Consider the following 13,967-nt stretch of genomic DNA (forward strand, 5'->3'; position numbering starts at 1 on the left):
ATGGCGAAACCGTCAGACCCGTTGCTGGAGCTCGAAACGCAGGCGCAGCCTCGCTGCTTCCGCGTCATCGCCAATGCGCGCGCCGGGGCGGTGCTGGAGGCGGGCGCGGAGAGCTTCGCGCGCAGCATCGAGGCGGCCTTCGATGCGGCGGGTTGCCGAGCTGAGGTTGAGGTCGTCCCTCCACGCCAGCTGCGGGAGCGTCTGCGGGCTGCCGTCGCCGACGAGGCCGTAACGACCGTGGTCGCCGGCGGCGACGGCAGCATCAACGGCGCCTTGCCGGTTCTGGTCGGCTGCAAGCGGCCGGTCGGCGTGCTGCCGCTCGGCACCGTCAACGTGCTCGGCCGCGATCTCGGCCTCATCGGCACGCTCGAAGAGCAGATCATCGCGATCTGCGCGGGCGAGCCGGTCTCGATGGATCTCGGCAGCGTCAACGGCCGGCTGTTCCATTCGATCTCGGGCATGGGCTTCTTCAGCCTGATGGCGCGTGAGCGCGAATATGCGCGCCGGCGCTTCCCGTTCAGCCGTCTCGTCGCCTTCCTCTTTGCGGCGACACGGTCGATCCTGTTCACCCGCTCGATCCGTATCGAGATGGAGATCGCCGGTGAGCGTCGGCAGGTCGAGGCCGATGCGGTCCTCGTCACCGTCAACCAGTTCGACGGCGCCGAATGGCGCCGCAGCCGTCTCGACGGCGGCGAGTTCGAGGTCCACATCCTCGATACCGGCGGCTTGCTGTCGCGCGCCAAAGCGGCGTTCTCGATGCTGACCGGCGGCTGGCGCAATTCGCAGCATCTGGTTTCGTTGACCGGTACGGCCGTGACGATCAACCGTCGCGACAAGCGCCGCGGCCATGTCACCTTCGACGGCGAGGTCGAGCGTCGCGCCAGCCCCTTTACCTATTGCCTGTTGCCGGGCGCACTGCGCGTGATCGCGGCGCGGCCGGCCGAGATCGAACCGCACCCGGCCGAGCACATGTTCCCCTCATGAGGCATTCGATGTTCCTCCTCCAGCCGCGCTTCCTCCTGCCTGTCGCGGCGGCCTTCGGTTTCGTCGGGCTGGCCTTCTATGTCGTCTCCGATGGCGCCGCGGCGCTCGACAGCACCCTGGTCATGCTGTTCCGCGATCCGGCCAACCCGTCGCTGCCGATCGGCCCGGCCTGGTTCCGCGAGATGATGCGCGACCTGACGGCGCTCGGCAGTTTCATCGGGCTCGGCATCGCGACGGTGATCGCGACGCTGACGCTGCGCCTCTGCGGCCATCGCACGCTCGCATTCGGCCTGGTGCTTACCGTCCTGGCGGCAGTGGTGGCGAGCACCTTGCTCAAGATCGGCATCGGCCGCGAGCGGCCGGATATCGTCGAGCACGCAGCATTGACCTTCACGGCGAGCTTCCCGAGCGGTCACGCCTTCCTTGCTGCGGTGGTGCTGCTCAGTATCGCCAGCTTCGCCGGCATCGCCTCGCGCCGCGCCGATATCGCCCGGCTCTGCCTGTGGGTGGCCTGGGCTCTGATCATCGCGATCGGCGTGAGCCGGATCTATCTCGGCGTGCATTGGCCGAGCGACGTCCTCGGCGGCTGGTGCCTCGGAGTGGCCTGGTCCAGCCTCGCCACCTTCCTGACCGGGCGTCTGGCAGCCCGCTCGGAGGTCGATCTCGCCCAGGCCGTCGCATCCCGCAGCGAGCCCGCAGGCTGAGAAGATCGGAACCGGGCGCTGGCGTCAGCGTTGATGAGGGCGCCGTTCCGGCGCATCTGCAACGGAGTTCCTGATGACGCTGTCCCGCAACGCGCTTTTCCTGCTGATCGGCTTGCTCGTCCTCGGCCTGAGGGCCGTCAGCTACGCGCTCTATCAGGAGAAGAAGCAGCCGGAGGGCGTCGAGATCTCGGTCGGCAAGAACGGCCTGTCCATCAAGGAGAAGTGAGCCGGCCGGCCATGCGCCGCGCCGGATCGGACGTCTCCCCTCACGCCGCCTGGAGCGACTCCTCGACGACGCGGTCGCGGCCGGCGCGCTTGGCCCGGTAGAGCGCGTCGTCTGCCTGCTTCAGCAAGTGTTGCAAGGAACAGCCGGACCCGGGGATACCCCAGACGAGGCCTATGCTGACCGTCAGCACCAGCGGCTCCCGTCCCTCGACAGGGACGCGCAGCCGGGCGCAGCCATCGCGCAGCCGTTCTGCCAAAGCGAGCGCTGCGGGTTGCGTCAGACCGGGGACCATTATGGCGAATTCCTCGCCACCGATCCGGCCGAACAGATCATCTCGCCGCAGCAGTTCCGAGATTCGCTCGGCCAGGATCAACAGCACGTCGTCCCCGATCGCGTGGCCGTACTCGTCGTTGATGAGCTTGAAGCGGTCGACGTCGAGCATCAGCAGGGCCACCGGCCGGCTCTCGGCGAGGTTCTGCGCCAGGGCGGCCTCGCTGCGGGCGAGGAAGGCGCGCCGCGACAGCGTTCGGGTCAGGACATCCTGATTGGCGGCAAGATCGAGCTCGCGCAGCAGGCGAGAGCGGGCGGCATTGATTGCCGCCACCATGATCGGCCCGAGCGAGAACAGGGCGACGCCGAAGCGGTGGGAGGTGAGGGCGGTGGCATATTCGGTGGTGCCCGGCGCCAGCGCGGACAGCAGCACCGTGCTTTGCCAGAGGCCGAGCCCGAAGGTCAGCAGCGCGGTCGGGAAGATGCCGTAGCTCAGCGCGCACCAGAGGATCGACGGAACCGGGATCGCGATGGCACTCGTGCCGCCGATCGCTGTGGCGACGAGAATCGAAGCCAGCAAAGTGACGCCCGGAAGGGCCGCCTTCGGCCGCCATCTGCTCGGCGCGGCGCGTGCGCTCAGTCGTTTCACAAGTTCGGCGAGTGGCGGTGCCGTCAGGACCATCGGCAGGACCACGAGATTGCTGGAGAACTCGCTGGTCAGGAAGAACTCGAAGGCCTGCATCGGCGACTGGCCGAAGTAGACGACCAGGCAGCCGCTGCCGATGGCCGAGGCCGAAGCCGCGGCGGCGAAGGCGATCAGCAGCAGGAACAGCAGCGATTGCGGCCGTTCGAGCCGGCGATCCGCTCCGGCGACGTGCTGGAACAGCAGATACCCGACGCTGGCGGTGGTCAGGTTGCCCGCCGTCAGCCAGAGCGTGATGCCGAGGCTGCCGCCCATGGCGAAGTCTGCGGCGAGATACCCTATCGCGGCGCCCGCCCAGCCGAGTGGTCCAGCCCAGCCGGGATTGCGTACCATCACGCCCATCAACAGGGCATTGGCGGGCCAGAAGGTGGAGAGGAAACCGAGCGGACGGGTGAGGTGGCCGAACAGGGCAGCAGTGAAGACGATGCCCGCGACCAGCATCGCTGCACGCCAGGGAAGCAGGCGAGATGGTGCTGCTTGCTCCTGGTTGTGAGCGGGCCGGGAGGGAAAGGCGCGAGCAAGCTTCATTGCCGTCGGAGCAAAGCAGACAAAGGTGAAAGCAAGCTGAAATGGCGGCCATAAACTGTGGCCAACGACCAGCTTTCGGTCCTGCTGCATGCGCTCACGGCGGGGCCCGCATCGCCATTCATCGGGCCATCCTGCATGGCCTTGCCGACATAAAACGGTTAAGACCGGCTCCTCAATTCGGTTTCAATTCGGTTAGGCACGAGGCTTTGCGATGAATGCTCCCTTCAAGAATCTGATCGCCGGTGAATGGACCGGCTCGCAGAACGCTTCGCGCAATATCAACCCCTCCAACACCAACGACGTCGTCGGTGAGTATTCGCAAGGGTCCGTCGAGGATCTGAACAATGCGGTCGCCGCCGCCAAGGCCGCCTTCCCGGCCTGGAGCCGCACCACCCCGCAGGAGCGCTACGAGATCCTGAAGAAGGCCTCCGACGAGATCCTCGCCCGCAAGGAAGAGCTCGGAAAGCTGCTCTCGCGTGAGGAAGGCAAGACCCTGCCGGAAGGCATCGGCGAGGCGACCCGCGCCGGCCAGATCTTCGCCTTCTTCGCTGGCGAGTGCCTGCGTCTGAACGGCGAGAGCATCCCCTCCGTGCGCCCCGGCGTCGGCGTCGAGGTCACCCGCGAGCCGGTCGGCATCGTCGGCATGATCACGCCCTGGAACTTCCCGATCGCGATCCCGGCCTGGAAGGTCGCCCCTGCGCTCGCCTACGGCAATTGCGTCGTGATCAAGCCGGCCGACCTCGTGCCCGGCTCGGCCTGGGCGCTGGTCGACATCATCCAGCGCGCCGGCCTGCCCAAGGGCGTGCTCAACCTGGTGATGGGCCGCGGCTCGGTCGTCGGCCAGGCGCTGCTCGAGCACAAGGATGTGCACGCGATCTCCTTCACCGGCTCGGTCTCGACCGGGCGCAAGGTCGCGGCGGCCTGCATCTCCGGCAACCCGATGAAGAAGGTGCAGCTCGAGATGGGCGGCAAGAACCCGCTCGTCGTGCTCGATGACGCTGACCTCAAGGTCGCCGTCGAATGCGCGGTGCAGGGCGCCTTCTTCTCGACCGGCCAGCGCTGCACGGCCTCCTCGCGCCTGATCGTCCAGGCCGGGATCCATGACCGCTTCGTCGAGGCCTGCATCGAGCGGCTGAAGGGCGTCACCATCGACGACGCGCTGAAGGCCGGCACCACGATCGGCCCGGTGGTCGATCAGAGCCAGCTCGACCAGAACCTGAAATACATCCAGATCGCCCGTGACGAAGGTGGCAAGCTCGCCTGGGGCGGCGAACTGCTCAACCGCGAGAACCCCGGCTTCTACCTGCAGCCGGCGCTGTTCACCGAGACCACCAACGCCATGCGCATCTCGCGCGAGGAGGTCTTCGGCCCGGTCGCCAACGTCGTCCGCGTCAAGGATTACGAGGAGGCGCTCGCCATCGCCAACGACACCGAGTTCGGCCTGTCCTCGGGCATCTGCACGACCTCGCTGAAGTATGCGACGCACTTCAAGCGCAATGCCGAGGCCGGCATGGTGATGGTCAACCTCGCCACCGCGGGCGTCGACTACCATGTGCCGTTCGGCGGCCGGAAGGGCTCCAGCTACGGCCCGCGCGAGCAGGGCGCTTATGCTCGCGAGTTCTACACCACGGTGAAGACCTCCTACACGCTCGCCTGAGCCGGGCCGTCATCCGGGACTATCGGGGCCGCGCTGCAAGCGCGGCCCTTTTCATGATCCATCTGCTCGTGGCGGAGTGCTCTGGTATATGTCTTGCTCGGCTGGCCGATCGGCTTTTCGGAGACAAGACCATGCCAGGATCGCTTCACCGTCGTAGCTTTCTCGCTCTCGCGGCAATGATGTCGTTGTCAGGCCGAGCCTTGGCTGCGGCGCCGAAGGTCGCTGCGCTCTTCGCCGGCAAGGTCGATGACAACGGCTTCATGCAGGCGGGCTATGAGGGCTTGAAGCTGGCGGAGAGCCGGCTCGGCGTTGCGGTCGCTTTCGAGCAGGGCGTTGCGCCCAAGCCAGAGGATCTGACTGCAGCACTGCGCAAGCTGGCGGGCAGCCGCCCCGATCTCGTCATTGCGCATGGCGGGCAGAACAATGCAGCGGCCAAGACGGTTGCAGCGGAGTTTCCTGACATCCGTTTCGTCGTCACTCAAGGCAATGTCACGGGTCCCAATCTCGCGAGTTACGAGGTGCTGCAGGAGCACTCGGCCTTCCTCGCTGGCATGCTCGCCGGCTTGACCACCAGGACCGGCGTCGTCGGCCATATGTCCGGCATCAGGGTGACGCCCGGATTGAAGGGCCGGGCGGCCTATGCCGCCGGCGTGCGCTACGCCAATCTCGATGCGAAGGTCCTGACCAATTTCTCCGGCAACCAGGACGACAATGCGTTGTCGAAGAAGATTGCCTCCGCGATGATCGCGGCCAAGGCCGACATCATCTTCACCATGCTCAACGCCGGGCGCGCTGGTGCGATCGAGGCCTGCCGCGAGGGCGGCGTAAAGCAGATCGGCAATGTCCGCGACTGGACGCTGGTGGTGCCGGATGTCTTTGTCGCCTCGGCCTTTGCCGATGCTGGGCGGGCGCTCTTCAACGCGACGGAGGACCTGGTTCAGGCGCGTCTCGCCGTGGGCCAGATCAGACAGATCGGTCTGGAGTCGCCGGAAGCCGTGCGCCTGATCATTGTCCCATCCGTGCCAGCCGATGTCCGGAGCAAGGTCGAGGCGATGGCGGCCGAGATCGCCGCGCGCCGCTTCGAGGTTCCGACCGAATGGCAGGGTGAGGAATTTCAGAATCCGGCCTGAGCCGGCACCCTCTCAAGCAAACAGCGCCTGCTCCAGCCCGGCGATGCTCGGCAGCAGCAGATGGCTAAGTGGGCGCAAGGTCTCGGCGCTGCCGGCCCCGGTCAGGACTGCGACCCGCAGGCCAGCCCCGGCCGCAGCCGCCATGTGCATGTCATGGCTGGAATCGCCGACGACGGCGACGGCGTCCGCCGAAAGGCCGGTCGCCCTGCAGAAGCCGTCGACCATGCCGCGCTCCGGCTTGGGGCCATGGCCGGAATCATAGCCGCAGAGGAAGGCGAGATGGGGTTCAAGGCCGAAGCGCTCGGCCGTCGCTGCGACTGCCGCCTCGCTGTCGCTGGAGGCTATGCCGAGGACCAGCCCGCGGTCGGTCAGACCAGTGAACAGGGCGGCGAGATCGCAGACCGGCACGGCCGCGACGACCGCGGACCGAAAAAGCGTATCGAGCCGATCGGTCAATTCCAGCATGCCGAACGGAGCGCCGGCCTCGACCCAGGCCTGCGCCACGTCCTCGGTATTGCCCGAGGCGAGCAGGCCGTCGGAGGTGGCGTAGCCGGTCGCGGGATCGACGCCGGCGATCGTCAGCAGCCGCGCCGCCAGCTCGGTGTCGCCCTGGGCTGCGAGCCGGCCGGCGCCGAGATTGGTTGGCGCCCAGCTCGCCTGGTAGTCGATCAGCGTGCCGTCCTTATCGAACAGGACGCCGCGGATGGAAGGACGCGCCATCATGTCGCCGGCAATCATATGACAGGGACCACGTCGACCTTGACGTCGAGCTTCTGGTTGCCCGGGCCGACCAGCACGCCGTCGAGCGGCGAGACGTCGGCATAGTCGCGCCCTGTCGCGGTGACGATATGGTCGTCGGCGACGACGAGATCGTTTGTCGGGTCGAGCCCGATCCAGCCGGTCTCCGGTCCGCACCAGAGCATCACCCAGGCGTGGGTGGCGTCGGCGCCCTCCAATCTGGGCTGGCCCGCTGGCGGGATGGTGCGCAGATAGCCGCTGACATAGGCGGCCGGCAGGCCGAGGCCCCTCAAGCCCGCGATCATGATATGGGCGAAGTCCTGGCAGACGCCGTGGCGATTGGCGAAGGCCTCGCGGATCGGCGTCGAGACCTCGGTCGCCTCGGGATCGTAGACGAACTCCTTGCGGATGCGGGCCATCAGCTCGCTCGCCGCCTCGAAGACCGGCCGCTTCGTCGCAAAGCTCTTGCGGGCATAATCGGTGATCTCCGGCACGGTCGGCGCCAGCCGGCTGGGATAGAGATACTGGGCGGGGGAATCCGGAGAAAGGCTCTGCGCCTGCAATGCGAGTTCGGCGACCTCCTCCCAGCCTCGCGTCAGGGCCGGGAAGGGTGCGACCGCCCGCGTCACCTCGACCCGCGAGGTCATCTCGATCCTGAGTTCGCGATGCGGCTTGGCGATGGTCAGCGTCGTCGTGCGGTTGCCGAAGAAGCAGACGCCGTCGCGCCGCTCGGCGCCGCGCGGCGCCACGGAGAGCTGGCTCGTCAGGACACGCTGGCCGACGCCGTCGCGCGGCAGCACGCGCAGGATGCAGCGGGCAAACGGAACCGGCCGGCTATAGCTGTAAGCCGTGAGATGGCGGATGTCGTAGATCACGCGCTTTCCACTATGCCAGACGCGTCATCCGCGACCGTTCCGGCCTGGAGTTTTGCAGGAAATAGCGCTCGGCCACCGCGTTTGAGAGCCCCATCAGCAATTGCTCGAAATAGAGGATGCCGGTGCGATCAAGGCGGCTGGCTTCCGCCGTGCGGCATTCGGCAGCGAGCTTGAGCGCGAGCCGGCGCGGCTCTTCCAGCATCCCGTCATCGTTGAGGCAGGGCAGGGCTGCGATCTCGGCGTCGAGACGTTCGATCTGGAAGGCGACCGAGCGCGGATTGTAGGGATCCAGCATGACGAGATCGAGCACCGGCTGGAGCGAGGCGCCGAGCATGTAGCGCGAGCGATAGGTGATCTGCGAGTCCGTCAGGTCGAGCAGCGCGTCAAGGCTGTTGCCCGGCGCATCGTTCTCGACGAAATGCCGGGCGAAGCGGCAGGTGGTGACGCCACGTTCAACCCGCCGGCCGATGTCGAGGAAGCGCCAGCCGGCGCCGCGCACCATGTTCTCCTGTGAGAGACCGGAAAAGGCGGCGAGCGACTTCAAGGCGGTATCGGCGATCTCGAAGGCCTCGCCGGCGCTGGTCGGCTTGCCGGGGTCGGCGAGCTGGCGTTGCAGGTCGCCGAACAGACGCCAGGCGTCGATCGAGAGCCGCTCGCGGATGACAGAGACGGTGCGGCGTGCCTCGCGGACGGAGGCGGCGGCGGAGCCGTATTGGTCGAGATCATGCAGGGCCGAGCGCGCCTGCGCCGTGATGGACCGACCCTTGCTGCCCGTCGGCGCCGCACCCCAGGCGACCAGCAGATTGGCGAGCCGCTTGATCGTCTCGGCATGGCCCGGCGCCTGGTCGTCGGCATTGATCAGGCGCCCGAGCAAGGCGCGCACCAGCCTGAGCGTCGCTTCGCTGCGCTCCAGATAGCGCCCGAGCCAGAACAGGTTGTCGGCGGCGCGGCTCGGCAGGATGCCGACGATGCGACGGATGCCGATCCGGTCCGGGCTCGGCAGCAGCGTCACTTGCTCGACCGGCTGGTCGGAGGTCACCCAGACATCGCTGGAGCGCACGCCCGAGCGCATCGTCACGGCGCGCGCATCGCACTCCTCGGAGATGCGGCAGAAGCCGCCGGGCATCACCTGCCAGCCATCGGGCGTCGCGGCGGCAAAGACGCGCAGTGTCATCGGCCGCGGCTCCAGCCGCCCGCCTTGCATCACCGGCATCGTCGAGAGGTTGACCACCTCCTGCCCGACATAGTCGAGCCCGCGCTCGGCGATGCGAGCTCGCAAAGCCTCACGCTCGGCCTTGTCGAGATCGGCGACCAGCACGGTGCCGCCGTCGAGCCCGTCGCCGGGTGCGCGGAAGGCGGCGGAGACGCTCATCTCGTTCAGCCGGTCGAGCACGATCCCGCGCTCGCGCGGTTGACCGCACCACCAGGTCGCGACGTTCGGCAGGATCAGATCTTCCCCGAGGACGTCCCGCGCCAGCCGGGGCATGAAGCCCATCAGCGCCCGCGCCTCGACCACGCCGGAGCCGAGCCCGTTGGCGACGACGACGTTCTCGGCCCGCACCGACTCGACCAGCCCGGGCACGCCGAGCGCCGAGGCGGCATTGAGTTCGAGCGGGTCGGCGAAATCGCCGTCGATGCGCCGCCAGATGATATCGGCGCGCTTGAAGCCGGCGATGGTGCGCACATGCACCAGCCCGTCGCGCATGACGAGGTCGCCGCCCTCGACCAGCAGGAAGCCGAGATAGCGGGCGAGATAGGCCTGCTCGAAATAGCTTTCGTGCATCTGGCCCGGCGTCAGCAGGCAGATGCGCGGCTCGACCCGCCGGGCGCGCGAGACGAGCCCGGCGCGGAAGCCCTGGAAGAAGCCGGCGAGCCGCTCGACGTTCATCGTCCGGAACAGGTCCGGGAAGGCGCGGCCGAGAGCGAGCCGGTTCTCCAGCGCATAGCCCGCACCGGATGGTGCCTGGGTGCGGTCGTTCAGCACCCACCAGCGCCCGTCCGGACCGCGGCCGAGATCGGCGGCGTAGATCTGCAGTTGGCCCGCGCCGGCCGTGCCTTGCACCGGCCTGAGATAGTCGGGGCTGCCGGTGATGGCGGCGGCCGGCAGCGCGCCTTCCGCGATCAATCGGCCGGGTCCGTAGATGTCGCCGAGCACGGTATCGAGCAGTTCAGCGCGCTGCGCGACGCCGGCGGCGATCGTCTTCCACTCCTGCCCGGTGAGTACGAGCGGTGCGTGATTGAGCGGCCATGAGCGCTCGCCGGCGAGGGGATCGCTCTCGTCGAGATCGCCATGGACGCGATAGGAGACGCCGGTGTCGCGCACATGCCGGTCGGCGAGGCCGAAACGGCGCTGCAGCTCGTCGCCGGAGAGCGCCGACCATTCCGCCAGGAACGGCTCCCAATGCGGCCGGATCGAGCCGTCAGGCGCCATCAGCTCGTCATAAGCGCCGGGCAGCGGCCGATAGCCCGCGAGCAGGGCATTGCGGCGCTCGTTGCGCGTCCGCGTCGAACTCGATCGGCGCTGCAAAGCCATCCTTGACCTCAAACCCCCGGCGGGCGGCGCAGGTCGAGGGTCATCGGGAACTCCGGATTGCGCTCTTCTGCGGGAATCGCCAGCGGTCCCGGACTATGGCCGATCGCTTCGAAGCGGGCCAGCCTCCTGGCTTCCGCCTCGTAGGAATTCACAGGCGGTGTCTCGTAATTGCGCCCGCCGGGATGCGCGACATGATAGACGCAGCCGCCGAGCGAGCGCCCAGCCCATGTGTCGACGATGTCGAAGGTCAGCGGTGCATGCACCGGTATCGTCGGATGCAGTCCAGAGGCCGGCTGCCAGGCCTTGAAGCGCAGACCGGCGACGCTGGTCCCGGCGCCGATCTCGGTCATCGGCAGCGCGCGGCCATTGCAGGTGATCACATGCCGGCCGGGTGTCAGTCCGCTTGCCTTGACCTGCAGGCGCTCGACCGAGGAATCGACATAGCGGACCGTGCCGCCGATCGCACCCTCTTCGCCCATGACGTGCCAGGGCTCGAGCGCCTGGCGCAGTTCCAGTTCGACGCCGCCCTGGTTTACCCTCCCGAAGAAGGGAAAGCGGAATTCCTGCTGCGCCGAAAACCAGGCGGGATCGAAGCGGTAGCCGGCCCGTTCCAGATCGGCGAGCACGTCGCGGAAATCCTGCGAGACGATCTCCGGCAGCATGAAGCGGTCATGCAGGCTGGTGCCCCAACGCACGAGCTTGCCTTGTTGCGGCTCGCGCCAGAACCAGGCGATCAGGGCCCGGATCAGGAGCTGCTGCGCCAGCGACATCCGCGCATCCGGCGGCATCTCGAAGGAACGGAACTCGATCAGCCCGAGCCGGCCTGTCGGCCCATCCGGCGAATAGAGCTTGTCGATGCAGATCTCGGTGCGGTGGGTGTTGCCGGAGACATCGACCAGGAGGTTGCGGTAGAGCCGATCGACCAGCCAGAGCGGGACGGCGGGATCGTGCGGGCCGGGTGTCTGCGCCAGCGCGATCTCGAGCTCGTAGAGCTGGTCGTGCCGAGCCTCGTCGATGCGCGGCGCCTGGCTGGTCGGGCCGATGAACAGGCCGGAGAACAGGTAGGACAGCGCGGGATGGCGCTGCCAGTAGAGCACGATGCTCTTCAGGAGGTCCGGCCGGCGAAGGAACGGGCTGTCGGCAGGGGTGACGCCGCCGAGCACGACATGGTTGCCGCCACCGGTGCCGGTGTGGCGGCCGTCGACCATGAACTTCTCGGCGCAGAGCCGCGATTGCCGTGCTTCCTCATAGACGCCGCGGGTGATCGCGACAGCTTCCGCCCAGCTCTTCGCCGGGTGAATGTTGACCTCGATGACGCCGGGGTCGGGCGTGACCTTGATGACGTTGAGGCGCGGATCGTGCGGCGGCGAGTAGCCCTCGATATGGACTGGCTGGCCCGTCTCTTCCGCTGTCGCCTCGATGCTGGCGATCAGATCGAGATAATCCTCCAGCCGCTCGACCGGCGGCAGGAAGACGCAGAGCACGCCGTCGCGCACCTCGATGCTGAGCGCGGTGCGTACCGACTCGGCGCCGAGCTCCTGCTCGACGATGTCCTGGCGCGCGGCCTGCGGCTCGCTGCTCCCGGCCGGCCGCGCCATCTGGACTGGGCCGTCGAAGCCAGGCGGGGGATCGGCGGCACGTGGCGCGCCGGGAGAGCCGGCCGTAGCCGGTGGCAGCGGCCCGCGCGGCTCCAGCGGGTCCTGCGGGTGGATATGCGGATAGGCCTTTGCCGGGACATGCGGCAGCGATCCGAGCGGCAGCCGGAAGCCGACGGGTGAATCGCCCGGCACCAGGAAGAGCTTGCCGCGCCGGAGTTTCCATTTCTCCGAGCGCCAGCGCCGGTCGTCCGCCGCGGCCTGCCAGCGCTGCACCGGGATGACATAGCCGCTCGGCTTGCCGAGCCCGCGCTCGAAGACGCGGACCATGCGAGCGCGCTCTTCAGGGTCGGAGAGCTTAGGGTCGAGCGGATCGACATTATCGGGCAGCTGGCCTTCCTTCACCAGCCAGTGCCCGGTGTCCTCATAGGCGGGCAGTACGTAGTCGGCGCCGAGGCCGAGCCGCTCGGACAGGCCTGCAGCCAGCGTTTCGACCGCAGCCGATGTCGGCACGACCTCGTGCTCGCGGTCGCCGCCCGTCTTGGTGCCGGGCTCGCGCGCGATCAGGGCGGTATTGCGCCAGATCGGCTCGCCATCCTCACGCCAGTAGAGCGCGAAGGCCCAGCGCGGCAGGCTCTCGCCGGGATACCATTTGCCCTGGCCGTAATGCAGCATGCCGCCCGGTGCGAAGCGCTCGCGCAGGCGCCGGATCAGCACATCGGCGCGCTCGCGCTTGGTCGGGCCGACGGCTGCGGTGTTCCATTCCTCGCCGGTCTGGTCGTCGATCGAGACGAAGGTCGGCTCGCCTCCCATGGTCAGGCGGACATCCTGCGCTGTGAGATCGGCCTCGACCTGCTCGCCGAGCGCATCGAGCTCGGTCCAGGAGGCATCCGAGAAGGGCAGGGTGATGCGTGGCACCTCGTGCACGCGCGTCACGCTCATGTCGAAAGCAAACTGCGTCTCGGCATAGCTCGCGACGCCGCTGACGGGGGCGGCCGAGCGGTAGTGCGGCGTCGCCGCCAGCGGCAGGTGGCCCTCGCCGGTGAGCAGGCCCGAGGTCGGGTCCATCCCGATCCAGCCGGCGCCGGGAAGATAGACCTCGGCCCAGGCGTGCAGGTCGGTGAAGTCCTTGTCGGTGCCGCGCGGCCCTTCGAGCGGATCGACGTCCGCCTTCATCTGGATCAGGTAGCCGGAGACGAAGCGGGCGGCGAGGCCGATATGCCTGAGTATCTGGACGAGCAGCCAGGAGGTGTCGCGGCAGGAGCCGGATTTGATCGCCAGCGTCTGCTCGGGCTCCTGCACGCCCGGCTCCATCCGGATGCCATAGGCGATCATCTGCTGGAGACGGGCGTTGAGATCGACGACGAAGTTGACGGTGTTGGTCTTCTCGCGCGGGATCGTGGCGAGGAAAGCGGCGAGCAGCGGCCCGGCTTCTTCCTTGACCAGATAGGGCGCGAGCTCGTCGCTCAATTCGTCCGGATAGGCGAAGGGGAACTCCTCGGCTTCGCTCGCGACGAAGAAGTCGAACGGATTGATGATCGAGAGCTCGGTGACGAGGTCGACCTCGATGCGGAATTCGGTGACCGGCTCGGGGAAGACGTAGCGCGCCAGCCAGTTGCCGTTCGGGTCCTGCTGCCAGTTCACGAAATGCTCGGCCGGCGTGACCTTGAGCGAATAGCTCTTCACCGCCGAGCGGCAATGGGGCGCCGGCCTCAGGCGAATGATCTGCGGGCCGAGCGTGACCGGGCGGTCATAGCGATAGTGGGTCAGGTGGTGCAGTGCGGCGATGATGGCCAAGAGCGGTGGTCCTGCTGTGCCATGAACCGGCCCGGGCTGGCCGCTGTCATTACGATAGCGGCAGGGGCAAGCGGAGCAAGCCCGTTCCTGCGCAGGAATGCGCCGGCAATTCAGGCTGTTGCGCAACAAGAGTGCATGCTGGGCACCATCCCTCGAACACTGCTCCGCCCCGGCTGGACATCGGCCATGATCTGGCCACAGAGTGCGCGCCAACGGGCGCCCCGGAG

At 67.8% G+C, this 13,967-nt stretch carries 10 protein-coding genes; 5 read left to right on the forward strand and 5 right to left on the reverse strand.

All coding sequences use genetic code 11. From position 1 onward, the window contains the following. From GV161_RS16730 to GV161_RS30940, 3 genes are all read left to right on the forward strand, one after another. Window positions 1-984 (forward strand): diacylglycerol kinase family protein, encoded by a 984-nt coding sequence (locus GV161_RS16730; protein WP_152016764.1) that lies wholly within the window; start codon window positions 1-3, stop codon window positions 982-984. 8 nt (window positions 985-992) lie between these two features. Then, complete coding sequence (locus tag GV161_RS16735; RefSeq protein ID WP_159650277.1) at window positions 993-1,688, forward strand: phosphatase PAP2 family protein; 696 nt, start codon at window positions 993-995, stop codon at window positions 1,686-1,688. A gap of 73 nt (window positions 1,689-1,761) precedes the next feature. Continuing rightward, window positions 1,762-1,914: a hypothetical protein gene (locus GV161_RS30940; RefSeq protein ID WP_193219588.1), complete on the forward strand. Its 153-nt coding sequence runs from the start codon at window positions 1,762-1,764 to the stop codon at window positions 1,912-1,914. A gap of 40 nt (window positions 1,915-1,954) precedes the next feature. Here the strand turns inward: GV161_RS30940 and GV161_RS16740 are convergent, their stop codons facing one another. Next, window positions 1,955-3,328 carry a GGDEF domain-containing protein gene (locus GV161_RS16740; RefSeq protein ID WP_159650278.1) on the reverse strand — a complete coding sequence of 458 codons (1,374 nt, stop codon included), beginning with the start codon at window positions 3,326-3,328 and terminating at the stop codon, window positions 1,955-1,957. Window positions 3,329-3,626: 298 nt separating this feature from the next. On the opposite strand from GV161_RS16740, the gene GV161_RS16745 reads away from it, so the two are divergent. Together GV161_RS16745 and GV161_RS16750 are read left to right on the forward strand one after the other, a co-directional pair. Beyond that, window positions 3,627-5,072 (forward strand): aldehyde dehydrogenase family protein, encoded by a 1,446-nt coding sequence (locus GV161_RS16745; protein ID WP_152016767.1) that lies wholly within the window; start codon window positions 3,627-3,629, stop codon window positions 5,070-5,072. 131 nt (window positions 5,073-5,203) lie between these two features. After that, the gene (locus GV161_RS16750) at window positions 5,204-6,202 is read left to right on the forward strand and encodes a BMP family protein (protein WP_152016768.1); all 999 of its coding nucleotides are present in this window, start codon (window positions 5,204-5,206) and stop codon (window positions 6,200-6,202) included. Between the two features lie 12 nt (window positions 6,203-6,214). Here GV161_RS16750 and GV161_RS16755 read toward each other — a convergent pair whose 3' ends face one another. Genes GV161_RS16755 through GV161_RS16770 form a run of 4 tightly spaced genes read right to left on the reverse strand, consistent with a single transcriptional unit; the run spans window position 6,215 to window position 13,740 of the window. After that, a complete protein-coding gene (locus tag GV161_RS16755) occupies window positions 6,215-6,922 on the reverse strand; it encodes an HAD-IA family hydrolase (RefSeq protein ID WP_244624242.1) in 708 nt (235 codons plus the stop codon). Window positions 6,923-6,936: 14 nt separating this feature from the next. Beyond that, on the reverse strand, window positions 6,937-7,815 hold the full coding sequence (locus tag GV161_RS16760; protein WP_152016770.1) for a transglutaminase family protein: 879 nt from the start codon (window positions 7,813-7,815) through the stop codon (window positions 6,937-6,939). Between the two features lie 10 nt (window positions 7,816-7,825). Beyond that, the gene (locus GV161_RS16765; protein WP_152016771.1) at window positions 7,826-10,348 is read right to left on the reverse strand and encodes a circularly permuted type 2 ATP-grasp protein; all 2,523 of its coding nucleotides are present in this window, start codon (window positions 10,346-10,348) and stop codon (window positions 7,826-7,828) included. Between the two features lie 8 nt (window positions 10,349-10,356). Beyond that, the gene (locus GV161_RS16770; protein WP_152016772.1) at window positions 10,357-13,740 is read right to left on the reverse strand and encodes a transglutaminase family protein; all 3,384 of its coding nucleotides are present in this window, start codon (window positions 13,738-13,740) and stop codon (window positions 10,357-10,359) included. Between the last annotated feature and the right edge of the window lie 227 nt (window positions 13,741-13,967).

Origin of the sequence: Bosea sp. 29B (assembly GCF_902506165.1) — a bacterium.
GTDB lineage: Bacteria > Pseudomonadota > Alphaproteobacteria > Rhizobiales > Beijerinckiaceae > Allobosea.